Below are 24,186 nucleotides of genomic sequence, written 5' to 3'. Positions count from 1 at the left end.
CCCCCTCACATATGACGGCGATGCCCTAGCTCAATTCCGGGCCGCAGCGCTAGATGGCGCGAATGGGGGGTGACAGGAGAGGGATCAGCGCCGGCGCTGCTGGTTCAGCACTTCATAGGCCATCACGGCCCCGGCGACGGAAGCATTGAGGCTGTCCGCACGGCCCATCATCGGGATTTTGACCAGCAGGTCGCAGGCGGCCTCATAATCGGCGGGGAGGCCGCGCGCCTCATTGCCGATTACGAGAAAGGTCGGGGCCTCGTAGCGCGGCGCCTGATAATCGTGCTCGGTGTTGAGACTGGTGCCGACAAGCTGGCCCGGCCCCGTGCGGAGCCAAGTGAGGAAGTCAGCCCAACTCGCCTGCGCGATGGATTGGGTGAAGAGGGCGCCCATCGAGGCCCGCACCGTCTCGACGGAGAACGGATCGACACAGTCATCCACAAGAATCACGCCGCCGGCACCGACCGCGTCGCCGATGCGCAGCAGCGTCCCCAGATTGCCGGGATCGCGCATGGCCTGTGCGACGAACCAGATCGGCGCCGCGCTGCGATCGAGCGCGGGGAGGGGGGTCAGCCGGTCGGGATAGACGCCGACGAGCGTCTGCGCATTGTCCTTGCCGGAGATCTTGCCGAGAATATCCGCGCTGGTGAGGATGACATCGCCGCCTTGCGCCTCGACCGCCGCGATCAGCTCGTCGGCCAGCGGATGCGGGCGGGCATCGCTCGCCATGAACAGCATCTCGGGCAGGATGCCGCGCTCGCGCGCTTCGGTGAGGATGCGCAGGCCCTCGGCCAGAAACAGGCCTTCACGCTTGCGCAGCTTCTTTTCCCGCAAGCCGCGGACGCGCTTGACGAGCGGGTTGGAAAAGCCGGTGATTTCGCGGGGCATGGTCAGCAGGGTCGCACAGGATCAGTCTTCGCCGAAGCGATTTTCGACCAGCTCGATGACGGCAGCCAGCGCCGCTGGGGCATCGTCACCGCTCACCGAGACGGTGATATCATCGCCCATAGCGGCGCCCAGCATCATCAGGCCCATGATCGAGGTGCCGACCACTTCCTGCCCATCCTTGCGTACCATGATGGTCGCCGGCAGGCTGCTCGCCAGCGTGACGAACTTGGCGCTGGCCCGCGCGTGCAGGCCACGCCGGTTGGCGATGCGCACAGTCGCGCTGGCTGTCTCGCCGCTCAAGTGGCGTCTCCGAGCAGTTCCGAGGCCACGCTGATATATTTGCGGCCCGCTTCCCGTGCGGCGGCGACCGCCTGCGTGACGCTCATATTGCGGCGGGCGCTTTCGAGACGGATCAGCATGGGGAGATTGACGCCGGCGATGACTTCCACCCGCCCTGCGTCGAGCAGGGAAATGGCAAGGTTGGAGGGCGTACCACCAAACAGATCGGTCAGCAGGATCACGCCTGAGCCATCATCGACGCGCTGCACGGCGGCGGCGATGTCGGCGCGCCGTACCTCCATATCGTCATCGGGGCCGATGCAGACGGTTTCTATGGCCTGTTGCGGCCCTACGACATGTTCCATGGCGACGCGAAATTCCGTCGCTAGCCCGCCATGGGTTACGAGCACGAGTCCAATCATGGTGAGTGTGCGCCCCGCCCTTCGATTTCCGTTGGTACGATTTCTTTTTTGCCCTGGCGCCGGTTCTCATAGGCGTCCAACTGGACTGAATCCAGATTGCGGTGCGCAATGGTGGGCGAAAAGCCCGCCCGGCGCAAGCGTTCTGCGATCTCTTCCGTCACGCACACCGAGCGGTGGCGACCGCCGGTGCAGCCGAAGGCGATGGTGACATAGGCTTTCCCCTCCTCGCTGTAGCGAGGAAGGATGGTGACCAGCAGCTTCTCGATCTGGCCCACGGCCGCCTCGAACAGCGTGTCGGCCATCACATAATCGCGGACATCGGGATCGAGGCCGGTGAGCGGGCGCAGCGTCTCGTCCCAATAGGGATTGCGCAGGAACCGCATGTCGAACATCAGGTCGGCATTGCGGGGAACGCCGCGCGCAAAGCCGAAGGAGAGCAGCGTCAGGGTCGATTCGAAGCTCCCCGCAAAGCGCTGGCGGATCGCCTGCTGCAGGCCGTTGCTGGTGAGGTCCGAGCTATCGACGACATGCTCCGCCGCGCGGCGGAGCGGTTCCAGCAGCTCGCGCTCGCGGGCAATCCCGTCCGCCGCCGGTCGATCAAGGGCGAGAGGGTGGCGCCGCCGCGTCTCGGCATAACGATGCTCAAGCACCGTGCCCGAGCAATCGAGGAACAGCATCTCGACCTCATAGCCGGTGCGCTCGCGCCCATCCCCTTGGCGCAGGGCGGCGATGGCCGAGAGGATCGTATCCGCCGCGAAACCGCGCGTGCGGCTGTCGATGCCGATGGCGACCGGGCGGCCCGCCTGTTGCTCATGACCGGCCGGCAGCGGCGCGGCGAGCAGCCGGTCGAGCAGCACCAGCGGCAGATTGTCGACCGTTTCCCAGCCGGCATCCTCCAGCGTGCGCAGGCTGGTCGATTTGCCGGCGCCCGAAAGGCCGGTGACCACCAGGATGCGCTTGGCGCCGGGAGCATGGGGGACAGGTGACAGGGCAGGGGGCTGGTCCATGCCTACCCCTTCGCCTGCCCATCGAGACGAAGCAATGCCCATTCGGCCTTGATCGGGGCGGAAGGCTCCAGACCGGCCAGCACGACCAGCGGCAGTTCGACACCCAGAAGGGAGAATGTGGAGCCGATGTCAGGCATGCGCACGGGCGCTTCATCCAGTCTGATCGCAAGACACGCAATCACGCCACCGACATGGGGCGTTTCGACAATGCCAAGGTGGCGAATTTCCAGCTTGCCCGCAATGGTTTCCGGCGCGTCAAGGATCAGCTTGCCGTCCCGCTTTGAGGCGCGGGTGTAATCGTCGCTGATCAGCATCGCGCCGCGATCGATGAGGCGCAGGGCAAGGTCTGACTTGCCGGACCCGCTTCCGCCGATCAGCAGCACGCCCTTGCCTCCGATGGCGACGCTGGTAGCGTGGATGGTTTGGCAATGGGCGGGACCGTTGCTCATGCGCCGCTGCGCGCCTTCGCGCTGTTCGGTGGCGGCACATCCTGCTCGGCTAGGGGCAGGGTCACGACAAATCGCGCACCGGCCTTGCCATCGAGGCGCGCCTCGACATGGATGGAGCCGTGATGGCCCTCCAGAATGGTGCGGGCGATGGCAAGGCCCAGGCCGCTGTGATTGCCAAAGCCGTCCCGCTCCGGACGCACGCTGTGGAACCGCCGGAAGATCGCTTCCCGCTCGCGCTCCGGCACGCCGGGTCCCTCGTCTTCCACCGCCGCGATGGCCTTGCCGTCTTCGGCTGACAGCGTCAGGCGAATCCGCCCGCCATCGGGCGAGAAAGAGCGGGCATTGTCGATGAGATTATCCACCACGCGGACCAGCTTCTGCGGGTCACCGGAGACGAACACGGCGCCACGGCCCGGCCCTGCATAGCTCAGCCGAACGGCGGGGCCATCCTCGCGCGGCGCATGATTGCGCACCATGCGACCGATCATGCGCCCGAGATCGATAGTCTCGAACGGCGTGCGCGAGAGCTGTGCGTCGATGCGGGTTGCCTCGGCAATGTCGCTGACCAGCCGGTCGAGCCGGCGCACGTCGTCCTGCGCGATGGCGAGCAACTTGGCCTGCAAGGCCGGGTCCTTGATCTGGGCCAGCCCCTCGAGCGCCGAGCGCAGCGACGCGATGGGGTTCTTAAGCTCATGACTGACATCTGCCGCGAAGGCATCGGTCGCATCGATGCGCTGGCGCAAAGCCTGGCTCATGTCGGAGACGGCGCGGGCCAGCATCCCGATTTCGTCGCGCCGATCCGGTAGACGCGGCACGATGACTTCCCGCGCGCGCCCCAGGCGCACGCGCACCGCAGCGCGGGCGAGGCGACGGAGCGGCAGCACGATGGTCCGCGCAAGAAAGAGTGAGAGCAGCACGGACACCAGAATCGCCGCCGCAAAAACGAGGGCGATGCGCAGGCGCTCGGCGCGGACGATATCCGTGATGTCCCGCGTGTTTGCGGTGGCGAGCAGTACGTCGCCGCGCCCGGCTTCGTCGAGCGGGCGGGCCACGCTGAGGAAAGGGGTGCGGTCCGGCGCGAACCGATAGGCCGAAGCGGGCGCGCGGGTGTGGGCGGCCTCGCGGGCTTCCGGCCAGGCGTCCCGGCGATCCTGTGCCGGCTCCTTCACATAGGCAGGGCGGTCCGCCAGGGCGATGGTCTCGACAATGCGGTCCAGCACGCGCGCCAGCTTGATGTGGAGCGGATCGCGCATTGGATCACGCAGCGTGTAGCTGGGTGGGACGAGGCGAAAGCTATCGGCCAATTTGGTCCCGTCCGCATCATAGATGCGCAGCCGCAAACCCGTGGTCTGCGCCGTGCGCAGCAGCAACCGGGCGCGATCGCTGGCCGGGGCTGTCTCCATCGCAGCGGCGATCAGGGCGGTTTCCCGGCTGATCGACACCAGCCGGCCATCGATCAGCCGCGCCCGATAGCTATCGAGATAGAAGAAGCCGCCAGCCAGAATGGCAAGCGCGAAGATGTTGACCGCGAGGATCCGCCGGGTGAGCGAGATGCGCGTGGTCCATTCGCCGCTCGCCAGGCGTTCCTCATTCCTCGTTGAAGCGATATCCGGCGCCATAGAGCGTATCGATTGCGTTGAACTCGGGAGCAACTTCGCGGAATTTCCGGCGCAGGCGCTTGATGTGGCTGTCGATGGTGCGGTCGTCGACATAGATGTCGTCCTGATAGGCGGCATCCATCAGTTGATTGCGGGTCTTCACGATGCCGGGCCGCTGGGCCAGCGCCTCGAGAATCAGGAACTCGGTGACGGTCAGCGCGACGTCCCGGCCATCCCATTGCACCCGGTGGCGGGCGGGGTCCATGCTCAGCCGGCCGCGTGCGATGGTTTCGGTCTCGCCTTCGCCGCCATTGCCATCGCGGGGCTGGCTGAGTGCCGTGCGGCGCAGCAGCGCCCGTACCCGCGCAATCAGCAGCCGCTGCGAGAAGGGCTTGGCAATATAATCGTCCGCGCCCATCGCAAAGCCGAGCGCTTCGTCCAGCTCGTCGGTCTTGGAAGTCAGGAAGATGAAGGGCAGATCGCTCTTCTCCCGCAGCCGGCGGAGCAACTCGATGCCATCCAGATTGGGCATCTTGATGTCGCACACCACGATATCCGGCGGGTTCTCGATCAGCGCCTTGAGCGCAGCCTGCCCATCGGGATAGAGTCGCGTCATGAACCCTTCCGCGATCAGGGCGATGCTGAGCGAAGACAGGATGTTCCGATCGTCGTCGACCAGGGCGATGGTAGCGCTCATCGAGCTTTGCGCCGATCCTCTGACTATTGCTGGTCATTCGGCCTAGACGAACGCGGGACCGGGTGCAACCTGGGCCGGGCGGACGATAGGGAATCCGCTGATTTGTCCCGCCACCGGACGAAAGCGACAGATGCGCGGCACTGCACAACGGGTGGCGTTTGACGCTGGGCCATCAAACCCTTATGCGCCGGGGACGGGGCTGAATTTGAAGTTTTCTCGCGGAGGACGGCCGTAGGAGCCCGCCCTGCGTTTTTGCTTAGGAGACAGGTGTGCAGGTTATCTCTTCCTTTGGTCTTGGCGACCAAGGCATATCGACGTCGGCTGACGTCAAATGGAATCTTCTGACCGCGCCGTTGGTGGAAGAAGCGGTTCGCAACGGCGAGGGCGTGCTGGCCAAGGATGGGCCGCTGGTTGTCGAGACCGGCAAGCACACCGGCCGCAGCGCGAAAGACAAGTTCATTGTGCGCGATGGTACGACCGAGGACACGGTCGCCTGGGGCGACGTGAACGTGCCGATGACGCCGGCGCAGTTCGCCACGCTCAAGGCGGATTTCTTCGCGGCACTGGGCGAGAAGAAGCAGCTTTACGTCGCCGACCTGTTCGGTGGTTCCCAACCGGAGCATCGCGTCAACGTGCGCGTGATCAACGAGTTTGCCTGGCATAATCTGTTCATCCGCACGCTGCTCGTGCGCCCCGAGCGCGATGAGCTGGCCGGCTTCAAGCCCGAATATACGATCATCGATCTGCCGACCTTCCGCGCGGACCCCGCCAAATATGGCTGCCGCAGCGAGACGATCATCGCGGTCAACTTCACTGAAAAGCTGATCTTGATCGGCGGCACGGCCTATGCCGGCGAGATGAAGAAGTCGGTCTTCTCCATCCTCAATTATCTGCTGCCGGCCAAGGGCATCATGCCGATGCACTGCTCGGCCAATATCGGCCCGAATGGCGACACGGCGGTCTTCTTCGGCCTGTCCGGCACCGGCAAGACGACGCTCAGCGCCGACGCCAGCCGCACGTTGATCGGTGACGACGAGCATGGCTGGTCGGATACTGCCGTCTTCAACTTCGAGGGTGGCTGCTACGCCAAGATGATCCGCCTCTCGGCCGAGGCCGAGCCGGAAATCTACGCGGTTACGAAGCGCTTTGGCACGGTGCTGGAAAATGTCGTGATCGATCCCGTCACGCGCGAGATCGATCTGGACGATGCGACGCTGGCGGAGAACAGCCGCGGCTCCTACCCGATCGACTTCATCCCCAATGCCTCGGCCGACAATCTCGGCCCGGTGCCGAAGAACATCATCTTCCTCACCGCCGATGCCTATGGTGTGCTGCCGCCGATCGCGCGTCTCACGCCCGATCAGGCGATGTATCACTTCCTCTCGGGCTATACCGCGCGCGTCGCGGGTACGGAAATCGGCGTGACCGAGCCGCAGGCGACCTTCTCGACCTGCTTCGGCGCGCCGTTCATGCCGCGTCGCCCGAGCGTCTACGGCAATCTGCTCAAGGAGCGGATCGCCAAGGGCGGCGTGAAGTGCTGGCTGGTCAACACCGGCTGGACCGGCGGCAAGGCAACCGATCCGGGCATCAGCCGCATGCCGATCAAGGTGACGCGCGCGCTGCTCAACGCAGCGCTCGATGGCAGCCTGAACAACGCCGAATTCCGCATCGATCCCAATTTCGGGTTCGAGGTGCCGGTGGCTGTCGGTGATATCGACCCCAATATGCTCGACCCGCGCGCCGCGTGGAGCGACAAGGCGCGCTATGACGAGACGGCCGCCGAGCTGGTCGGCAAGTTCGTCGCCAACTTCGCGCAGTTCGAGGCCGACGTGGACGCGTCCGTCCGCGACGTGCTGAAGGCTCCCGTCGCGGCCTGACGCGCGCCGGCTGACGCCTTTGAAGGCTTAAGAGCGGCGGCTGCCCATGCTAGGGTGGCCGCCGTTCTCATATCTGCGGGGGGTACGCGTGAGCATATGGAATGGCCTGTCCCGTCGCAGATGATGCCGCGCAAGCTTAGGGTGCCGTCGTGACGACAAATAACAATCATCGCTTGTTCAGCGATGCCGCCGCCATCCACGCAATTGGAGCGGGGCTGCTGGATTGCACCTTGCCGCGCGAGCGCTGGTCGCATGAGGCCCACCTTGCTGCCTGCTTCTGGCTGATGGTCGAGCGACCGGACATTGATCTGGATCGGGAGATCGCGCCGATCATCCGCCGTTACAATGCCAGCGTGGGCGTGCCGAACGATGATCGCCACGGTTATCATGAAACGATCACGCGCGCGTTTCTCGGGGGAGTGCGGCTTTATCGGGCCGAGCATATAGGCGGTGCCCTGCTGGATCAGGTCAATGGCCTGCTGACCTCAGCACAGAGCGCACGGGACTGGCCGCTCAATTTCTGGTCGCGCGAGCGTCTCTTCTCGGTCGAAGCGCGGCTGTCCTACACGCCGCCAGACCTGAATACGCCAGCATTGGCAGACTTGCTTCCCTACCTGCCGCGGGAACCGGATCGCGCCTGAGCAGTAAAAGGGACATGTTTCCCGAGCATTGGACCCTGCCGCCATTACTGGAATCGCTGATGCTGGGCGTTCTCGCCGTCCTGGCGGCCCTGGCTCTGCACTGGATCAGCGTGCGGGTGCTGCGCCGTCTACTGACCCATGCGCATTCTGAAGGTGGCCTCGCCTTGCTGCGCCGGGCGCAATGGCCGTCGCGCTGGCTGCTGGTCGCCTTCGCGCTGGCGTTCCTCCGTCCGTCGCTAACGTTGGGAGAGCGCGGTCACCTGATCTGGAGCCAGGCGGCGGCCATGATCGTGCCGGGATTGATCGGCTGGCTGGCCGTTGCCCTCATTCGGGGCACGCAGGATGTGGTCGAGCAGCGGACGGATATCAGCGTGGCCGACAATCTCCGCGCCCGGCGAAAGCGAACGCGGACGGGCATTCTCGGCAGGATCGCCGTGGTGCTGGTGATCTTCATCACCCTGTGCCTCATGCTGTTCAGCATCCCCTCGGTGCGGGCGGTGGGTGTGACACTGATGGCCTCGGCCGGCCTTGCGGCACTGGCGGTCGGCGCGGCGGCGCAGCCCTTGCTCAAAAATGTGATCGCCGGCATTCAGCTAGCCTTCACCGAGCCGATCCGCATCGATGACGTTGTCATCATCGAAGGCGAATGGGGCAAGATCGAGGCGATCTACATGACCTATGTGGTCGTGGCGGTGTGGGACGAGCGCCGGCTGGTCGTGCCCATCTCGCGTTTTCTGGAGGACAGTTTCCAGAACTGGACTCGCTCGACAAGTCAATTACTTGGCTCAGTTTTCTTCCATCTCGACCCAACGGCCGATATCGATCAGTTGCGTGCCCGCTATGAAGCGATCGTGGCTGCCTCGCCGCTCTGGGATGGGCGGGTGAAGGTGCTTCAGGTGACGGAGGTGCGCCCGGACGCTATCGAGGTGCGCGGTCTCGCCAGTGCCCGCAATGCGGGCGAGGCGTTCGACCTGCGCTGTGAGATTCGTGAGAAGGTGCTGGCCTTCATCCGCGATGAGATGCCTCAAGCGCTGCCCCGTCACCGCGGCCTGCTGGCGCGGGATGTCACTGAACGCGCGAATGCCGGGTGATCGCTAGGCCGTGCGTGGCCCAAAGAGAATGATCGCGGCGCCGCATAAACAGACAACGCCGCCCAGCAGATCCCAGCCATCTGGCCTGGCGCCCTCCGCAAGCCAGAGCCAGAGGAGGGCGCTGGCGATGTAAACACCCCCATAAGCGGCGTAAGTCCGGCCCGCATAATCGGCTTCCACCAGCGTGAGAAGCCAGGCAAAAACCGCCAGCGAGGCGAGGCCGGGGAGCAGCCAGAGCGGTGATTTGTCGAGCCGCAGCCATGCCCAGAATGCAAAGCAACCGGCGATCTCAGCCAGCGCCGCGCCGATAAAGGCGAAAGCGGTCATTCCGGCTCCGGCATGTCCTTGCCGTCACGGGCCAAGTCGGGCGGGGCGAGGGGAGTGGGCAGGGGTTCGACGATCAGCGCCGCGCCCTTGGTCCCCGTCACCCGCACATAGCTGCCGGCATCTGCATCCGGCCCGGTCGCCGTCCAGCTTCCGTCATCGACCTTCACCCGGCCGACCCCATGATTGATCGGTTCGACCACCAGCAACTCGCGGCCAACAAGGCGCGCGGCCCGGTCATTGAGCATCGGGTCTTGCGAGGCGACCGGGCGGGCGAGATACCAGAGCCGTCCGCCGCTCACCGAAATGGCCGTGAAGATGGCAAAGGCGAGCAGCTGGAAGGCCGGATTGATCGGCAGGACCAGACTGAGCCCGGCCGTGAGGGCTGCCGCCACCCCAAGCCAGATGAGAAACACGCCGGGCACGATGATCTCCGCCCCGGCGAGGATCACCGCAAACACACCCCAGAGGATGGAAGGATGCATGCCGTCGAGCATCGGCGTCACGGCGTCCGCGTGTGAGGCACGCCGGTGCCGGACACGGGCCGTGCAGGCGGCGTTGCTCCATGATCTCCCAGCGCTTCCTTGGCGAGCTGGCCGATGCCGCCGAGCGTGCCGATGAGCTGGGTAGCTTCCACCGGGAAGAGGATGGTCTTGGCGTTGCTGGAGGTCGCGAACTTCTCCACCGCCTCGACATATTTCTGCGCGACGAAATAGTTGATCGCCTGGGCATTGCCGCCCGCGATGGCCTCGCTCACCACCTGTGTCGCGCGCGCCTCGGCCTCTGCCTCGCGCTCGCGGGCCTCGGCGTCGCGGAACGCAGCCTCACGCCGGCCCTCGGCTTCGAGGATCTGCGCCTGCTTGGCGCCTTCGGCGCGGAGGATCTCGGCGCTCTTGAACCCTTCGGCATCAAGGATATTGGCACGCTTCTCACGCTCGGCCTTCATCTGGCGGGCCATCGCGTTGACGATGTCCTGCGGCGGGCGGATGTCCTTGATCTCGACGCGGGTGATCTTGACGCCCCAGGCATTGGTGGCGTGATCGACCACGCTCAGCAGCCGGGCGTTGATCTCATCCCGCTTGGAGAGGGTCTCGTCCAGGTCCATCGATCCCATCACCGTGCGCAGATTGGTGGTCGAGAGCTGGAGCAGGGCCGTATTGAGGTGGCTCACCTCATAAGCGGCCTTGGCGGCATCCAGCACCTGGAAGAACACCACCGCATCCACGGCCACCATGGCATTATCGCGGGTAATGATTTCCTGAGACGGAACATCAATCACCTGCTCCATCATGTTGATCTTGCGGCCGACCCGGTAGAAGAAGGCGGGATAGATGTTGAAACCGGGAGACGCGACTTCCGTGAACCGTCCGAACCGCTCAATGGTGTAGCGATGGCCCTGCCGAACGATCTTCACGCTGGCAAACAGATAGAAGATCACCAGAATGGCGATGAACATTGCGAACGTGACCAGATCCATGGTCGATAGCCTCCTGCGCTTGCGGTCGCTACTATGGCCCTTCAGAACAGTGCCGGAAAGCGGAATCGGCAGGATAAGAGGATTGAAAAGGCATGCAGAAGCGTCGTCCGGTCGAAAGAATTGATTTGCCGTTGCGCCTCGTTCGGACGCTGCTGTTCGTACCGGCTTCGCGCCCGCGCGCGATCGAGAAAGCGCGCCAGCTCGACTGCGACTTCATCATTCTCGACCTCGAGGATTCGGTGATCGCCGAAGACCGCGACGCGGCCCGGCAGCGCGCCGTGGAGGCTGTGCAGGCCGGGTTCGACGGGCGCCCCTGCGCCATCCGCATCAATGCCGAGGGGCGGCCCGAGCACGGGCTGGACATGGTTGCGGCGCGCAGTGCCGGCGTGCCCTATGTCATCGTGCCCAAGGTGATCGAGGCGCGGCAGGTCCACGACGTCAATCGCGTCACGCAACGGCCGGTCATCGCGATGATCGAGAGTCCGGCGGGGATCATCAATGCCTTGTCCATCGCGCGCGAGCCAGGCGTCTCGGCGCTGGTCGCCGGCACCAACGATCTGCGCCGGGGCTTGGCCGTGCCGCCTGATGCACCGCGCAGCGCGATTTCCTACTCGCTCCAGTCGATCGTGCTGGCAGCGCGCGCCGCAGGAGTGGCCGCGTTCGACGGGGTCTACAATAATCTGGAAGACCCGGCCGGTCTGGCCGCCGAGTGCGACGAAGGGCGGCAGATGGGGTTCGATGGCAAGACCATCATCCACCCCAGCCATATCGACATCGCCAATGATGCCTTCTCGCCCAGCGGCCCAGCGGTGGAACAGGCCCGCGCATTGGTCGACGCCTTTACCGGCGGCGCCCAGCGCTATGATGGGCGCATGATCGAGGCGATGCACGTCGAGGAAGCCAAGGCGATCATCGACCGGGCCGAGCATCTGCGCAGCTAGGCTTTGGATCGCTTCGTAACGGATCGCTAACCTGCTTTCTTTACGAATCGCTACATGGATATTCCCGCCGCTTATGTCGCCCTGGTGGAGGGAAGCCTGCGCTTTCTCGCCATTTCGCACGAGCGCGGGCACCTGACCGGCGGCTTGCTGCTCTATGCTATGGTCGCTGCCTGGCCGCTCAGGCGCCGCCATCCGGCGTTGCCATTTGCTGTGGTGGCGCTGGCCGAGCTCATCAACGAGAGCCTTCAAGCGGCCTATTACCGGTCGCTGCGCCTCGACGATACACTGTCCGATCTGGTCTGGACGCTGGCCGTGCCAGCCCTTCTGCTCGCGTTGACGCAGATGATCGCCAGCGATCGTGCGGAGCGCGGGGTGGTCCGTCCCGCCCTCGGATAGGCGCAAACCAGCCTTCGCGCCCTTCTCTTTGACGACCCCCTAGCCCTGCACGGGGGAAATGGTTACATGGGCCGCCACTGATTCCCCCAAGGGGTCTCTCCAGATCAGGTGGCGACATATATGGACATTCGGCTCGGCCTCACTTTCGACGACGTGCTTCTTCAGCCGGGCGAGTCCGATGTGCTGCCGAGTCAGGCCGATGTGTCCACGCGGGTCAGCCGCAATATTTCACTGAATATCCCCATTCTTTCCTCGGCCATGGATACCGTGACTGAGGAAGACATGGCCATTGTGATGGCGCAGCTCGGCGGTATCGGCGTGTTGCACCGCAATCTCTCCATCGAGGAGCAGTGCGCGGCGGTGCGCGCGGTCAAGCGGTTTGAGAGCGGTATGGTCGTCAACCCGATCACCATCGGCCCGGATCAGCCTTTGTCCGAGGCGCAGGCGCTGATGGCGCGTCACAAGATCAGCGGCATTCCGGTTGTGGAGTCGACCGGCAAGCTGGTCGGCATCCTGACGAACCGCGACGTGCGCTTTGCCGAAAACCCGGCCCAGCCGGTGCGCGAACTGATGACGCATGAGAATCTCGCGACCGTGCGCACCGGCGTTTCGCAGGACGAGGCCCGCCGCCTGCTGCATCAGCGCCGGATCGAGAAGCTGCTGGTGGTCGATGATGCCTTCCGCTGCGTGGGCCTCATCACCGTCAAGGACATCGAGAAGGCCGTCACCTATCCGCAGGCCACCAAGGACGCTTCCGGGCGCCTGCGCGTCGCCGCGGCAACGACGGTCGGCGACAAGGGTATCGAACGCACCGAAGCGCTGATCGACGCCGAGTGCGACCTGATCGTGGTCGATACCGCCCATGGCCACTCCAAGATGGTGGCCGAGAGCGTCGCGCGTATTCGCAAGCTTTCCAATGAAATCCAGCTGGTGGCGGGTAATGTCGCGACCGCCGAGGCCACGCGCGCGCTGATCGACGCCGGGGCGGACGGCGTGAAGGTCGGCATTGGTCCCGGTTCGATCTGCACCACGCGCGTGGTCGCTGGTGTCGGCGTTCCGCAGCTCACCGCGATCATGGATGCGGCGCAGGAAGCGCTCAAGAGCGGTATTCCGGTGATCGCCGATGGCGGCCTGCGCACCTCGGGGGACGTTGCCAAGGCGCTGGCGGCTGGCGGCGCTGCGGTGATGATCGGATCGATGCTGGCCGGCACGCAGGAAGCACCGGGCGAGACGTTCCTTTATCAGGGCCGGGCCTATAAGAGCTATCGCGGCATGGGCTCCGTCGGCGCGATGGCGCGCGGCAGCGCGGACCGCTATTTCCAGCAGGACATCAAGGATCAAATGAAGCTGGTGCCGGAGGGGATCGAAGGCCAGGTGCCCTATAAGGGGCCCGCGCGCGATGTCATCCATCAGCTTGTCGGCGGTGTGAAGGCTGCCATGGGCTATACCGGCAGCAAGACGATCCGCGAACTGCAGGAGCGCGCCCGCTTCGTGCAGATCACCAATGCCGGTCTCTCCGAGAGCCATGTGCATGACGTGACGATCACGCGTGAAGCGCCGAATTATCCTACACGATAACGATATCAGCCCTGCATTGGGGGCAGCGGTATGACGCCCGCCGCGCGGGTGCAGGCCGCCATCGATCTGCTCGATCTCATCATCGCCAGTGCGCGCGATGATGGTGCCGCCGCCGATACGCTGATCGCCCGCTATTTTCGTGAGCGTCGCTATGCCGGGTCGAAGGATCGCCGCGCGGTGCGCGATCTCGTCTATCGCGCTGTGCGGGCCTATGGCGATCCGCCGCTGTCCGGCCGTGCGGCCATGGTCGGTCTGGCGCGCGCGGATGCGGCGCTGGCGGCGCTGTTTGATGGGTCGGCCCATGCGCCGACGCCCTTGGGCGGGGCGGAACGCGGGCCGGATGGCTCCCGCCTGCCGGGCTGGGTCGCCGAAGCCTTTGCCGGGCTGGTCGATGAGGCCGAGCAGACGGCGCTGCTCGACCGTGCGCCTCTCCACGTTCGGCGCAACCCGCTGAGGGCGAGCGATGCGGATATTTTGGCGCGTTGGCCTGAGGCCCGGCCGATCGACGCGACGACATATGGCTATGCGCTGCCGGCCGGCACGGACGTGCCCGATGATGGCTTGGCCGAGGTGCAGGATGCCGGGAGCCAGCTGATCGCGCAGGCTTGTCACGCCACGCCCGGCCTGACTGCGCTCGATCTATGCGCCGGGGCAGGGGGCAAGACGCTCGCTCTGGCTGCGGACATGATCAAGAACGGCGCTCTTGTTGGCCGCCTGATCGCGGCCGATGCTGTGCGAGACCGTCTCGCGCGGTTGACGCCGCGTGCCGAGCGCGCCGGCTATGGCGGACAGATCGAAACGCTGCTGCTCGATTCCGGTCGGGAGGAAGCGGCGCTCAAGCCGCTCGCCGGGCAGTGCGACGTCGTCTTGATCGATGCGCCCTGCAGCGGATCGGGCACGTGGCGACGCAATCCCGAGGCGCGCTGGCGCCTGACGCCCGCACGGCTGGATCGGGTCGTTGCGCTGCAGGCGCGGCTGCTGCGGCTGGCGCTGCCGCTGGTGAAGCCGGGCGGGCGCCTGGTCTATGCGGTCTGCTCGCTGATCGACCGGGAAGGGCGCGATCAAATTCAGCAAATCGTCAGGACCGATCCCCTATGGCAGCCCGTACACTTTACCGGGTCGGAACAGGCGCCGGGTCGTTCATGGGGCGAGGGCACCTTACTCACGCCTGCACATGACGGAACCGACGGCTTTTTCTTCGCGGTGCTTGAAAAACCATGCTAGCGTCGTCGACCATGGCGTCTGTTGCGCAGGGCTCGATCTGGGAGACAATCATGCGGTTTACCCCCGCCTCCATATTACTTGCGAGTGCGCTTGCCCTGTCGGCGAGCAGTGGATTTTCCCAGCAGACCGCGACGCCCGCGCCCAGCCCGCGCGCAGCCGAATGGATGGCAAAAGGCAAGGCCGCCGCAGATGCTGGCGATCTCACCAAGGCCCGCGATGCCTACGAAACCGCGCTTCTTCTGGCGCCCGATCAGCCCGGCATCTTCATGTCGCTGGCCAAGATCGCCCGCGCCCAGAAGCTCCCCGGCAAGGCCATCCGCTATTATGGTCGCGCGCTAGATCTGGAGCCCGGCAATCAGGCGGCCCTGCAAGGCGAAGGGCTCGCGATGCTGGACAAGGGCGCGGTGGAAAGCGCTCGCGAGACGCTCGCCAAGCTGCGCCTGCTCTGCAAGACGCAATGTGCCAGTGCGGATCAGCTGGCCTCCGCGATCGCCACGACCAAGCCGCCGGTGACCACGGCTGAGGCGGTGACCAACGCACCGAAGGTCGAGCAGCAGTAAATTTCGCGCTGTGAACTTGCTCAGCGCCCCATCAGGCGCGCGAGCATCACGAAATCGTCCACGCTGAGTGTCTCGGCGCGGCGGCTGGGGTCGATCCCGGCTTCCGCCAAAGAATCGAGCGCGCCGGGCAGCCCTTTGAGGCTCTGCCGCAGCATCTTGCGGCGCTGACCGAAGGCGGCGGCCGTCAACCGGCTGAGCGTTGCGACCTCGACGCCGGCGGGCGCGTCGGCCGGGACGATATGGACCACGGCGGACATGACCTTGGGCGGGGGCGTGAAGGCGGAGCGATGGACTTTCATCGCGATGCGCGCACGGCTGCGCCACTGGGCCAGCACCGCCAGCCGCCCATAGGCATCGCTCCCGGGCTGCGCCACGATCCGCTCGGCAACCTCTGCCTGGAACATGAGCGAGGCGGAGAGCCACCAGGGCGGCCAAACGCCGCTCTCCAGCCAGCCGACGAGCAGGGCTGTGCCGATATTATAAGGCAGGTTCGCGACGATATGCGCCGGTCCGCCGCAGGCCTCCATGGGGTCGACCCGCAACGCATCATCCTCGATGACGCGCAACTGACCCGGAAAGGCCGCCGCGACTTCGGCCAACGCCGGAATGCAGCGGGCATCACGTTCGACGGCCGTGACCTGCGCGCCGGCGCGGAGCAGCGCACGGGTCAGCCCGCCCGGACCGGGGCCGACCTCGAACACGCGCGCGCCGGTCAGATCCCCCGGAATCGCGGCGATGCGATCCAGCAACTGCTCGTCCAGCAGGAAGTTCTGGCCCAGCGCCTTGCTGGCCCGCAGGCCATGCGTGGCAATGACCTCGCGCAGCGGTGGAAGTGGGGTCATGAGGGCTGGCAGGGATCGACCCAGGCGCGGCGATTGAGCTCGGCCTGCTGCGCCATGCGAATGGCGGCGATCATCGCGCCGGGATGCGCCTGATCCTTGCCCGCCAGATCGAACGCCGTGCCATGGTCGGGCGAGGTCCGCACGATCGGCAGGCCCAGCGTGATGTTGACGCCCTCGTCAAAGTCCAGCGCCTTGATGGGGATCAGCGCCTGATCGTGATAGCAGCACAAGGCCGCATCGTAGAGCGCACGGGCGCGGGGCGTGAACAAGGCATCCGGCGAATGCGGCCCGGAAATGTCGAGGCCGTCTTCGCGCAATTGTTCGAGAATCGGCGCAATCAGCGTTGTTTCTTCCGCGCCGAGCATCCCGTTCTCACCCGCATGGGGATTGAGGCCGGCCATGGCGAGGCGCGGGTTCTCGATGCCGAACAGGCGCTTGAGACCGCGCGCGGTGGCCAACGCGCGGGAGCGGATGAGCGCGGCAGTGAGTGCCTCCGGCACCTCTGTATAGGGAATATGGATGGTGAGCGGCACAACCCGCAGCGATGGGCCCGCCAGCATCATCACCACATTGCCGCGCGAAACACCGCAGCGCTCGGCCACGAACTCGGTCTGGCCGGGGTGCGTGAAGCCGACTTGCGACAGCTGGGATTTGGAGACGGGTGCGGTCACAAGGGCGCTGGCGCTTTCCGCCCTGACCAAGCCGGTCGCCGCTTCCAACGCTTGGAAGGCGCAGCGCGCGCCATCGATCGAGGGCTGGCCGGGGATGATCTCACCGGCATCGGCGACCTGCAGGCACGGCAGCGCCTTGCCGAACACCGCATCGGCTTCGATCGGGTCGCCGATCATCGCTACCGGGCCTTGCCAGACCGCCGCGATGGCGGCGCTGTCACCGACCGCAAAGAAAGGCGGAAGACTGTGCGCGTCCCGCGCTTCCCAGGCTTTCGCAGTGACCTCCGGGCCGATCCCCGCCGGATCGCCCAGCGATATCGCGATCGGCCGCGGCAGCGCGGACGCGGAATACATCGTGCGAAAGACGTCAGTTATAGTCGATCACCGCATCGCGACGAAGATCGCGCAGATATGTGCGTGCACGCTTGTTCACGCGGTCTTCCTCCATCTGCGCCATGATCGATTCGACCGATGGTGCGCTCGCATCTGGCGGATCGTCGCGGCCGCACAGGACCAGCGCGCGCACGCCTTCTGTCGCCGAGCCGAAGGGCGGCGTGGATTCGCCGACCTGCATCGAGAGCAGGATGGACTGGAGCTGCGGGGGCAGGTTGCGCGCCTGAATGTCGTTTTCGATGACGGTCGCGCCGACGCTCTTGGCAATCGCCTCGACCGATCCACAGCCCTGAACCTTCTTGAGCGCATCACCAAATGCGTTGGCGCGGCGCTGGGCCTCGGCCGCCGATGTGCCGGCGGGGAAGTCGATGGCGACCTGCTTGAGGCTCAGAACGGCGTCGCGCGCGTCAGCCATCAGCACCTGGCGCTTGTCGATTAGATAGACGAGCGAAAATCCGCCCGGAATGGCAATCGGGCCGGCGATCTGGCCGACCTGGAGCTGCTGGGCGGCTTCCGCCAGCGGCTCGGGCAGCTGCGCGGCGCGCACCCAGCCCAGATCACCGCCGACTGCAGCGGTCGATGCTTCCGAATATTGCCGCGCATAGGCCTGGAACGAGCCGCCCTGGCGAATCTGCGCCATGATCTTCTGGGCGTTCTCGGCCACCTGCTGGCTGTTCGACGGGTTGGCGGAGAGATAGATCTCGCCGATGTGGAACTCTTCCTTGCCCTTGGCGGCCTGGAGACGCTCATAGGTCGAGCGGACCTCGTCCTCGGAGACGTTCACGAAAGGCTGGACCTGACGCCGCAGCAGGCGGCTCCAAGCAACTTCGCCTTCGATCTGGCGCCGGATGCTGCGCGCGGATGAGCCCTGCGCGGCAAGATATTTTGCGAAATTGTCCGGCGTGTAGCGGAAGTTCGCGGCGACGCGGGCGAAGTTCTCGTCAAGCTCGGCGGCGGGGACGCGAATGTCCTTGGCCGCTGCCTCCTGAATCTGCAGCGTCTCGTCGATGAGGTTTCGCAGCACCTGCAGACGCAGGCGGTCCTTTTCCTCGGCGCTGACATTGCCGCCATTGGCGAGAACCACCAGTGCGAGCCGCTGCTCCACATCGGTCTGGGTAATGACCTCGCCGTTCACCAGCGCCGTCGCAGTGCGGACATTGGGGTCGCGCTTGCCGAAGAGCACCACCGAGGCGGGAATATCGAGCGCGGACGCGGTCGCCCCGGCGGCATCTTCAGCCTGGCCTTCCGGCGCTTGAGCAATTGCTGAGCACGCCAAAAGGCCCGTCGCGGCGCCTGCAAGAATCCGGGCGGTGAAACGGGAGGAAATCCTTTTCACGCTGTTCACGTCAGTCAAACTTGCTCTCCATTCAGAAGCAGGCGGCCTCAAGAGGCCGCGGACCTGCCCGGCGGATTAATGCGCGGCGGCTGAACCGGGCCTGAGCGACGGATGACGCCCGGCCTTCACACCCTTTGCGAAGCTGGAGTCTTTACAGGCCGAGATTCTTAAATACCAGCCGCAGTTGAAACGAATTGCCGCGACGGGCATCGCCGACCGTCTGGTAATCGCGCCGCCAGGTGAAGCCGAGTTCCAGGCAGTCATCCTCATAGGCGATGCCGAGGCGGTGGCGCACCGGCTCGAAGCCGGACAGGGTACTCGTCGGATCGTCCCGCTGGCCGGTCAGATCGATGTTCGTCGAGCCGAAGACCGACCAGAAGCGCGCAAAGGCGACGCGCGCTGCGAGGCGGATTTCCTCGACATCGCGCAGATCCTCGACGCCGGACGTAATGTTCCGGTCCAGCCGCAGATAGCCGACCTCGGCATAAGTGCGGCGCGTTCCGACCGTCGCCTCGATCTCGTTGCGTCGGACGGCGAAGCCATCCTTGTCGAGCCGGAAGCGGTGGGTGAAGGACAGGAAATCCTTGTAGCGGATTTCCGACCGACCAACGATGTCCGACAGCCGATCGGACAGGCCGGTGCCATTGGGCAGCAGGGACGGGCGGTCATCGATGCGGTAGCTCTGGCCGACGGTGGTATCGAACGAGAAATTCGGCACGTCGAAGCGGTAGTCGAACCCATAGGTGATGCGGGTCGAATCCTCGAAGCGGTCATAGCCGGGGAAGCGATTGAGCGCGAAGAGGTTGGAATCCTCCAGGTCAATCGCGCGGGCATCCTCGTTGGGTACATTCAGGTTGGCGAGGCGAGGCGCGGCAACCAGCTGGATGCGCGGCGTTAGGCGCTGGGTGCCGCCAAAAGCCTGCCCGATGAACGGCCAGCGCACATCCAGCGCCAACGCGGCGATTCCTCGCGTCTGCCAGCCTTCCTCACCGCGATAGACCACCGTTGGCGAAAGATCGTTCTGCGCGCTGTTGTAGACGTCGCCACGGGCATAGGCGGTCAACGAGACTTCCTGTCCCATGCCGGTCAGCCGGCTCTGCTTCCAGGTGAAGCCGACGAACGCGCGCTGGGTATCCTGCCCATCCGTGCGGAGGATGGACAGGCTGTTGGCCTGCAGTTCCACCCGTCCGCCGAATAGCGGATCGGTGGTGCGCAGGCGGTAGTCGATGGCGGGAATGGCGATAGGAACCTGGCCGGCCCGGTCCCCCGAGCGCAATGACTGAAAGGCCCAGCCGGCAATGGAGAGATAACTGCGCGTGCCGATCCGCTCCAGATTGAGCGTGGAGCGCAGACGGTCCTCGTGGCTCAGGTCATAGCGATTGAGGAAGGTACGGTCGGACGCGTAACGCAGCGATCCGGTCAATGACCAGAGCGGGTCGAACTGGAATTTGCCGCTGGCAGCGATGTAGCCGCGCAGACGCTCATCGCTGGTGACATCGGTTTCGCCCGTAACCGGCGTGACGGCGCTGACCGTGCCGTAACCGGTGATCTGGTAGGCGCCCTTAGACAGCAGGGCGCGATAGCTGGCGCCGAGCATCGGCAGCACCGCGCTGTAGACATAGGGCGTGAGCGTCAGATCGCGATTGGGCGCAAGCCGCCAGTAATAAGGCTGCACATATTGCACCCCGTTGCGCCGATCATAGCCGATATCCGGCACCAGCAAGCCGCTGCTGCCTTCATCGCCAATGCTGTGGCGCAGGCCCGGCAGGGGAAGCAGGGGCAGGCCGAACATGCTGACGCGCGCATTCTCATAACGCACCCGCTGGCGAGCCTCGTCCAGAATGACGCGATCGGCCTGAATCTGCCAGGTCGGCTCCTTCGGGCAGCCCTTCACCGTCTCGACCTTGCAGGGCGTGAATGCCGCCTTGTCTAACACGTAGATATTGTCAGTGCGCTGGGCCTTCACCGCTGCCAGACGATTCTCGCTGTTGGTGACGATCAGCAGATTTTCGATGACGCCGTCCCGCAGGCTTTCGGTGACGTCCATCTCGTCGGCATAAGCGCGGTCGCCCCGCTCATTGACGAGCAGCACGTCGCCGCGCGCGATGACGGTGCCGGCCTTGCGATCCCACTCCACCTGATCGGCGGACAGATTGGCATCCTGCCGCGCAACACGGACATTGCCGGAGGCGCGCACGATATCGGCATTGCTGTCGTAGTCGATCCGGTCGGCCTGGAAATTGATCTCGTTCTTGGAGACCGGCGCTGCCGGCATGGGGACGGCCTCGGCCTCTTCCTTGGCCGGGCGGTCCTGAAAATCCGGTTCGGCGCCGGCGGGGATATCCTGCGGCGCCACATTGTCGATGGTGAGCGGCGGATCGCCCCGCGTCGGCGGCTCGGCCTGCGTCTGGGCGTAGGCCGGCGCGGCCATGACCATCGCCAGAATCAGAGCTGGCGCGCTGATGCACAGGTGCACGCGCATCATGGTCCGCTCGCGCGTGTCACGGCTCATCGTGGCAACCAATCGTCATTCTCCCAGCGCGGCTCGCGGTCTGCGCGCGCCGTGTGCAACGCTGCCCTATTGCACTGCAGCGCCCGCTCCGCAATTGCCTTCCCAAGCGTGAAATCGCGCTTAACGGTCCCTTTGCCGTGGCATACCCCCTGGCAAGGCGCTATTCCGCTTCCATATTCACACTAGGTCATCTGGCCACATAATTCCTTTCCAGGAGCTTGTATCCATGCACATCGCCATTTCCGCCAGTCGCCCTGCCGACATGGACTGCCTTGTTTTCCCGGTCGCAAAGGGTGCCGCCGTGTCGCCGGGCATCGAGGCGCAGGCTCTGGCGGCGCAGGCGGCGGAGGCATCGCGCTTTGGCGGCGAGGCAGGGGCCGTGGTCGAGTTGTTCGTAGCCGAGGCGGGCAAGACCCTCCGCGTCCTGCTCGTCGGGACGGGCGAGGGCAAGCCGGCCGATCTGGAGAAGGCAGGCGGCGCGGTGACGGCACGGCTGCAGACCTCCGGCGTCAAGCATGTCGCGATCGACGGCGCGGGGCTTACCGCCGACGCGCTCGCCCGGATCGCGCTGGGCGTGGAATTGCGGGCATGGCGCATCGACACCTATCGCACGAAGCTGGCGGAGAAGGCCAAGCCGACGCTCGAAACCGTAACGCTGGTTCATGAGTCCGGCGATCTGGCGGCGCTCGTAGATGATGCCAAAGCCGTCGCACAAGGTGTTGCATTCACGCGCGAACTAGTCGCCGAGCCAGGCAATATCATCTATCCCGAGAGCTTCGTAGAGCGCTGTCGGCATCTGGTCGATCTCGGCATTGAAATCAGCGTGCTTGATGAGACGGATATGGCCAATCTCGGCATGGGTGCCTTGCTGGGTGTGGCACAGGGCTCGGTGCGCAAGCCGCGCATTCTTTCGATGCGCTGGGACGGCACCAATGGCGCGCAGGCCAAGCCGCTGGCGCTGGTCGGCAAGGGCGTCACCTTCGATACCGGCGGCATTTCGCTCAAGCCCGGTGCGGGCATGGAAGACATGAAGTGGGATATGGGCGGCGCCGGTGCCGTTGCCGGCGCGATGAAGGCGCTGGCCCTCCGCAAAGCGCCGACGCATGTCGTCGGCATTTGCGGGCTGGTCGAGAATATGCCGGACGGCGGCGCGCAGCGTCCCGGCGATATCGTCAAAACCATGTCCGGTCAGACCGTGGAAGTGCTGAACACGGACGCCGAGGGGCGTCTGGTGCTGTGCGATGCGATCTGGTGGACCCAGCAGACCTACAAGCCCGAGACTGTGATCGACCTCGCGACCCTCACCGGGGCGATGCTGATCTCGCTCGGCAGCGAGCATGGCGGCCTGTTCAGCAATGACGATGACCTTGCCGAACAGCTCCTCGCGGCCGGTCGCGAGAGCGGTGACAAATTGTGGCGCTTCCCGCTGTCGCCCGCTTATGACAAGTTGATCGACAGCCCCATTGCCGACATGAAGAACATCGGCCCGCGTTATGCCGGCTCGATCACGGCGGCGCAGTTCATCAAGCGCTATGTGCAGGATGGCGTCAAATGGGCGCACCTGGACATTGCCGGCATGGTCTGGGCCGACAAGCCCGGCGCGACATGGGAGAAGGGCGCCACCGGCTATGGCGTGCGCCTGCTCGACCAGTTGATCCGCGATCATTATCAGGCCGGTTGAGGTCTTGCGCATATTTCGGCCCGGCCTTCGCAGCCGGGCCCGATCGCGCTAGAGCCGCAACATGCAGGTGGATTTCTATCAGCTCAGCCGGGATCCCGTCGAGGCGACGGTACCCGCCATCGCGCGCAGGGTGCTTGATGGCGGCGGGCGGCTGCTGGTCGTTTCCGCCGAGCGAGACCAGCTCGACCGTATCTCCGAGGGTCTGTGGAGTGCAGGGCCGGAGAGCTATCTGGCCAACGATCATGCGGATGCACCCATGCCGCAGGTCCAGCCGATCCTCCTTGCGCCGAGTTGCGATGCAGCCAATGGCGCGCGCCATGTCGCGCTGGCCGATGGCTTGTGGCGGGATGAAGCGCTGGGCTTCGATCGGGTCTTCTACTTTTTCGACGATGCCACGGTGGGCGGGGCGCGGCTGGCCTGGAAGGCTCTGAGTCGATCGGAGGACGTCACGCCGCGCTTCTGGAAGCAGGATGGCGGGCGGTGGCGCCAGGGGCCTTGAGGCACCGCCGGCACGCCGGATTCGCTCACCGCATGTGACGCGGCTTCTTGTTGGTATCGGCGCGCGCTTCTGCGTGACGGCTCTTGAGGGACGTCGGTGCGCTGGCCTGAAGAAATTCACGGCCGCTCAGCCCGTCTCCGCCGCGTCGGTTGAGCGGCGGTTCGAGCGTTTCGATCAACAGCGCTTCCATAGTTCTGAGCATATTGGCTTCGCTCCAGCACGCGCTTTGCGCGAAAGGCAGATGCTGACTGGCGTCCCGCAAGCCGAACCAGGAGAAGCGATTCCACCGGCCGGCAAGTCGGTCGGTCGTATGCGTCTTGAGTCGCGCATAGAGATCATTGCTGGCACGCCCGACATAGACGGTCCGCGCGCCATCCTGCAGGAGGTAGAGGCCCACCTGACGGGCAAAGTTGAACAATGGCGCCCCCTTCGTGCGCCGGCCGAGGAGGAGGGGTGGTCCGGACCAGGGCACCAGTTCGCGTTTCCAGAACATGCCAAAGGCATTCAGGCTCTCGCCCGGTCCGAGGTCCGGCCAGCAAATGGCAGGATATTGAGAGGCCCGGTTGCAGGTTGAGCTTTTGCGCGCGGCGCCTCGAGCCAGTGCCGGCTCCGTCGCCTCTGCTGGTAAGGTCAGGCAGGGCGTCGTCACCGTCGCCACCTCCGGAAAGCGGCGCTGCTGTTCCGGTGCAATGCTGTGAAAGCGCAGCGACCCGTCATCATGCCTGTCGATCCGATAAATGGATTCCTTCGGCTCCGCGCCCTGCATGTTCCCATTCCCCCTTTGCGCACCCAACCATGGCAAA

The 24,186-nt window shown here is 65.2% G+C and carries 25 protein-coding genes; 10 read left to right on the top strand and 15 right to left on the bottom strand.

Going from position 1 to position 24,186, the window contains the following annotated elements; genetic code table 11:
- Positions 1–84: 84 nt before the first annotated feature.
- From M2337_RS12870 to M2337_RS12840, 7 genes are read right to left on the bottom strand one after another with little or no spacing between them, the layout of a single operon-like run.
- Positions 85–888, bottom strand: coding sequence for a TrmH family RNA methyltransferase (locus M2337_RS12870; RefSeq protein ID WP_264570576.1), 804 nt, complete (start codon positions 886–888; stop codon positions 85–87).
- Positions 889–909: 21 nt separating this feature from the next.
- Positions 910–1,188: an HPr family phosphocarrier protein gene (locus M2337_RS12865; RefSeq protein ID WP_181559870.1), complete on the bottom strand. Its 279-nt coding sequence runs from the start codon at positions 1,186–1,188 to the stop codon at positions 910–912.
- Positions 1,185–1,589 carry a PTS sugar transporter subunit IIA gene (locus tag M2337_RS12860; RefSeq protein ID WP_181559869.1) on the bottom strand — a complete coding sequence of 135 codons (405 nt, stop codon included), beginning with the start codon at positions 1,587–1,589 and terminating at the stop codon, positions 1,185–1,187. The genes M2337_RS12865 and M2337_RS12860 overlap by 4 nt, the downstream gene beginning before the upstream one ends.
- On the bottom strand, positions 1,586–2,596 hold the full coding sequence (gene rapZ / locus M2337_RS12855) for an RNase adapter RapZ (RefSeq protein ID WP_264570575.1): 1,011 nt from the start codon (positions 2,594–2,596) through the stop codon (positions 1,586–1,588). Before rapZ ends, M2337_RS12860 begins: the two co-directional genes overlap by 4 nt.
- A gap of 2 nt (positions 2,597–2,598) precedes the next feature.
- Positions 2,599–3,045, bottom strand: a complete 447-nt coding sequence (locus M2337_RS12850) for an HPr kinase/phosphorylase (protein ID WP_264570574.1) — start codon at positions 3,043–3,045, stop codon at positions 2,599–2,601.
- Complete coding sequence (locus tag M2337_RS12845) at positions 3,042–4,664, bottom strand: sensor histidine kinase (RefSeq protein WP_264570573.1); 1,623 nt, start codon at positions 4,662–4,664, stop codon at positions 3,042–3,044. Before M2337_RS12845 ends, M2337_RS12850 begins: the two co-directional genes overlap by 4 nt.
- The gene (locus tag M2337_RS12840; protein ID WP_264570572.1) at positions 4,633–5,340 is read right to left on the bottom strand and encodes a response regulator transcription factor; all 708 of its coding nucleotides are present in this window, start codon (positions 5,338–5,340) and stop codon (positions 4,633–4,635) included. The genes M2337_RS12845 and M2337_RS12840 overlap by 32 nt, the downstream gene beginning before the upstream one ends.
- A gap of 269 nt (positions 5,341–5,609) precedes the next feature.
- Here M2337_RS12840 and M2337_RS12835 point away from each other — a divergent pair, with 269 nt between their 5' ends.
- From M2337_RS12835 to M2337_RS12825, 3 genes are all read left to right on the top strand, one after another.
- Positions 5,610–7,217 carry a phosphoenolpyruvate carboxykinase gene (locus M2337_RS12835; RefSeq protein ID WP_264570571.1) on the top strand — a complete coding sequence of 536 codons (1,608 nt, stop codon included), beginning with the start codon at positions 5,610–5,612 and terminating at the stop codon, positions 7,215–7,217.
- A gap of 149 nt (positions 7,218–7,366) precedes the next feature.
- Entirely contained in the window at positions 7,367–7,858 is a 492-nt protein-coding gene (locus M2337_RS12830; protein ID WP_264570570.1) for a hypothetical protein, read from the top strand.
- A gap of 14 nt (positions 7,859–7,872) precedes the next feature.
- The gene (locus M2337_RS12825) at positions 7,873–8,949 is read left to right on the top strand and encodes a mechanosensitive ion channel family protein (RefSeq protein WP_264570569.1); all 1,077 of its coding nucleotides are present in this window, start codon (positions 7,873–7,875) and stop codon (positions 8,947–8,949) included.
- A gap of 3 nt (positions 8,950–8,952) precedes the next feature.
- Here the strand turns inward: M2337_RS12825 and M2337_RS12820 are convergent, their stop codons facing one another.
- Genes M2337_RS12820 through M2337_RS12810 form a run of 3 tightly spaced genes read right to left on the bottom strand, consistent with a single transcriptional unit; the run spans position 8,953 to position 10,750 of the window.
- The gene (locus M2337_RS12820; RefSeq protein WP_264570568.1) at positions 8,953–9,276 is read right to left on the bottom strand and encodes a YnfA family protein; all 324 of its coding nucleotides are present in this window, start codon (positions 9,274–9,276) and stop codon (positions 8,953–8,955) included.
- Complete coding sequence (locus M2337_RS12815) at positions 9,273–9,758, bottom strand: NfeD family protein (protein ID WP_264570567.1); 486 nt, start codon at positions 9,756–9,758, stop codon at positions 9,273–9,275. Before M2337_RS12815 ends, M2337_RS12820 begins: the two co-directional genes overlap by 4 nt.
- Before the next feature lie 17 nt (positions 9,759–9,775).
- Positions 9,776–10,750, bottom strand: a complete 975-nt coding sequence (locus tag M2337_RS12810) for an SPFH domain-containing protein (protein ID WP_181559860.1) — start codon at positions 10,748–10,750, stop codon at positions 9,776–9,778.
- 92 nt (positions 10,751–10,842) lie between these two features.
- On the opposite strand from M2337_RS12810, the gene M2337_RS12805 reads away from it, so the two are divergent.
- The 5 genes from M2337_RS12805 to M2337_RS12785 all read left to right on the top strand — a co-directional run bounded on the left by M2337_RS12805 (position 10,843) and on the right by M2337_RS12785 (position 15,449).
- Entirely contained in the window at positions 10,843–11,691 is an 849-nt protein-coding gene (locus tag M2337_RS12805; protein WP_413714717.1) for an HpcH/HpaI aldolase/citrate lyase family protein, read from the top strand.
- 54 nt (positions 11,692–11,745) lie between these two features.
- Positions 11,746–12,087 carry a hypothetical protein gene (locus M2337_RS12800; RefSeq protein WP_264570566.1) on the top strand — a complete coding sequence of 114 codons (342 nt, stop codon included), beginning with the start codon at positions 11,746–11,748 and terminating at the stop codon, positions 12,085–12,087.
- A 120-nt stretch (positions 12,088–12,207) separates the two neighbouring features.
- The gene (gene guaB / locus M2337_RS12795; protein ID WP_181559858.1) at positions 12,208–13,665 is read left to right on the top strand and encodes an IMP dehydrogenase; all 1,458 of its coding nucleotides are present in this window, start codon (positions 12,208–12,210) and stop codon (positions 13,663–13,665) included.
- A gap of 30 nt (positions 13,666–13,695) precedes the next feature.
- On the top strand, positions 13,696–14,889 hold the full coding sequence (locus tag M2337_RS12790) for an RsmB/NOP family class I SAM-dependent RNA methyltransferase (protein WP_264570565.1): 1,194 nt from the start codon (positions 13,696–13,698) through the stop codon (positions 14,887–14,889).
- A 50-nt stretch (positions 14,890–14,939) separates the two neighbouring features.
- Complete coding sequence (locus M2337_RS12785; protein WP_264570564.1) at positions 14,940–15,449, top strand: tetratricopeptide repeat protein; 510 nt, start codon at positions 14,940–14,942, stop codon at positions 15,447–15,449.
- A 20-nt stretch (positions 15,450–15,469) separates the two neighbouring features.
- Here M2337_RS12785 and rsmA read toward each other — a convergent pair whose 3' ends face one another.
- From rsmA to M2337_RS12765, 4 genes are all read right to left on the bottom strand, one after another.
- Positions 15,470–16,291, bottom strand: a complete 822-nt coding sequence (gene rsmA / locus M2337_RS12780) for a 16S rRNA (adenine(1518)-N(6)/adenine(1519)-N(6))-dimethyltransferase RsmA (RefSeq protein ID WP_264570563.1) — start codon at positions 16,289–16,291, stop codon at positions 15,470–15,472.
- The gene (gene pdxA, locus M2337_RS12775; RefSeq protein ID WP_264570562.1) at positions 16,288–17,316 is read right to left on the bottom strand and encodes a 4-hydroxythreonine-4-phosphate dehydrogenase PdxA; all 1,029 of its coding nucleotides are present in this window, start codon (positions 17,314–17,316) and stop codon (positions 16,288–16,290) included. The genes rsmA and pdxA overlap by 4 nt, the downstream gene beginning before the upstream one ends.
- 13 nt (positions 17,317–17,329) lie before the next feature.
- Complete coding sequence (locus M2337_RS12770) at positions 17,330–18,700, bottom strand: peptidylprolyl isomerase (protein WP_413716238.1); 1,371 nt, start codon at positions 18,698–18,700, stop codon at positions 17,330–17,332.
- Positions 18,701–18,842: 142 nt separating this feature from the next.
- On the bottom strand, positions 18,843–21,203 hold the full coding sequence (locus M2337_RS12765; RefSeq protein WP_264570560.1) for an LPS-assembly protein LptD: 2,361 nt from the start codon (positions 21,201–21,203) through the stop codon (positions 18,843–18,845).
- 226 nt (positions 21,204–21,429) lie between these two features.
- Between M2337_RS12765 and M2337_RS12760 the strand changes: the two genes are divergently transcribed.
- Both M2337_RS12760 and M2337_RS12755 read left to right on the top strand, forming a co-directional pair.
- Entirely contained in the window at positions 21,430–22,884 is a 1,455-nt protein-coding gene (locus M2337_RS12760) for a leucyl aminopeptidase (protein WP_264570559.1), read from the top strand.
- 61 nt (positions 22,885–22,945) lie between these two features.
- Positions 22,946–23,383 carry a DNA polymerase III subunit chi gene (locus M2337_RS12755; RefSeq protein WP_264570558.1) on the top strand — a complete coding sequence of 146 codons (438 nt, stop codon included), beginning with the start codon at positions 22,946–22,948 and terminating at the stop codon, positions 23,381–23,383.
- Between the two features lie 25 nt (positions 23,384–23,408).
- Here M2337_RS12755 and M2337_RS12750 read toward each other — a convergent pair whose 3' ends face one another.
- The gene (locus tag M2337_RS12750; RefSeq protein ID WP_264570557.1) at positions 23,409–24,149 is read right to left on the bottom strand and encodes a hypothetical protein; all 741 of its coding nucleotides are present in this window, start codon (positions 24,147–24,149) and stop codon (positions 23,409–23,411) included.
- Positions 24,150–24,186: the final 37 nt, after the last annotated feature.

The organism is Sphingobium sp. B2D3A (genome assembly GCF_025961795.1).
GTDB lineage: Bacteria > Pseudomonadota > Alphaproteobacteria > Sphingomonadales > Sphingomonadaceae > Sphingobium.
Note: the sequence above shows the minus strand (reverse complement) of the source record. Positions and strands in the feature narration are given on the sequence as shown.

Coding starts and splice junctions, on each gene's coding strand:
- M2337_RS12870 (WP_264570576.1), bottom strand. CDS start 888: ATGCCCCGCGAAATCACCGGCTTTTCCAACCCGCTCGTCAAGCGCGTC.
- M2337_RS12860 (WP_181559869.1), bottom strand. CDS start 1,589: ATGATTGGACTCGTGCTCGTAACCCATGGCGGGCTAGCGACGGAATTT.
- rapZ (WP_264570575.1), bottom strand. CDS start 2,596: ATGGACCAGCCCCCTGCCCTGTCACCTGTCCCCCATGCTCCCGGCGCC.
- M2337_RS12850 (WP_264570574.1), bottom strand. CDS start 3,045: ATGAGCAACGGTCCCGCCCATTGCCAAACCATCCACGCTACCAGCGTC.
- M2337_RS12845 (WP_264570573.1), bottom strand. CDS start 4,664: ATGGCGCCGGATATCGCTTCAACGAGGAATGAGGAACGCCTGGCGAGC.
- M2337_RS12840 (WP_264570572.1), bottom strand. CDS start 5,340: ATGAGCGCTACCATCGCCCTGGTCGACGACGATCGGAACATCCTGTCT.
- M2337_RS12825 (WP_264570569.1), top strand. CDS start 7,873: ATGTTTCCCGAGCATTGGACCCTGCCGCCATTACTGGAATCGCTGATG.
- M2337_RS12820 (WP_264570568.1), bottom strand. CDS start 9,276: ATGACCGCTTTCGCCTTTATCGGCGCGGCGCTGGCTGAGATCGCCGGT.
- M2337_RS12815 (WP_264570567.1), bottom strand. CDS start 9,758: ATGCATCCTTCCATCCTCTGGGGTGTGTTTGCGGTGATCCTCGCCGGG.
- M2337_RS12810 (WP_181559860.1), bottom strand. CDS start 10,750: ATGGATCTGGTCACGTTCGCAATGTTCATCGCCATTCTGGTGATCTTC.
- M2337_RS12805 (WP_413714717.1), top strand. CDS start 10,843: ATGCAGAAGCGTCGTCCGGTCGAAAGAATTGATTTGCCGTTGCGCCTC.
- M2337_RS12800 (WP_264570566.1), top strand. CDS start 11,746: ATGGATATTCCCGCCGCTTATGTCGCCCTGGTGGAGGGAAGCCTGCGC.
- guaB (WP_181559858.1), top strand. CDS start 12,208: ATGGACATTCGGCTCGGCCTCACTTTCGACGACGTGCTTCTTCAGCCG.
- M2337_RS12790 (WP_264570565.1), top strand. CDS start 13,696: ATGACGCCCGCCGCGCGGGTGCAGGCCGCCATCGATCTGCTCGATCTC.
- M2337_RS12785 (WP_264570564.1), top strand. CDS start 14,940: ATGCGGTTTACCCCCGCCTCCATATTACTTGCGAGTGCGCTTGCCCTG.
- rsmA (WP_264570563.1), bottom strand. CDS start 16,291: ATGACCCCACTTCCACCGCTGCGCGAGGTCATTGCCACGCATGGCCTG.
- pdxA (WP_264570562.1), bottom strand. CDS start 17,316: ATGTATTCCGCGTCCGCGCTGCCGCGGCCGATCGCGATATCGCTGGGC.
- M2337_RS12765 (WP_264570560.1), bottom strand. CDS start 21,203: ATGAGCCGTGACACGCGCGAGCGGACCATGATGCGCGTGCACCTGTGC.
- M2337_RS12760 (WP_264570559.1), top strand. CDS start 21,430: ATGCACATCGCCATTTCCGCCAGTCGCCCTGCCGACATGGACTGCCTT.
- M2337_RS12755 (WP_264570558.1), top strand. CDS start 22,946: ATGCAGGTGGATTTCTATCAGCTCAGCCGGGATCCCGTCGAGGCGACG.
- M2337_RS12750 (WP_264570557.1), bottom strand. CDS start 24,149: ATGCAGGGCGCGGAGCCGAAGGAATCCATTTATCGGATCGACAGGCAT.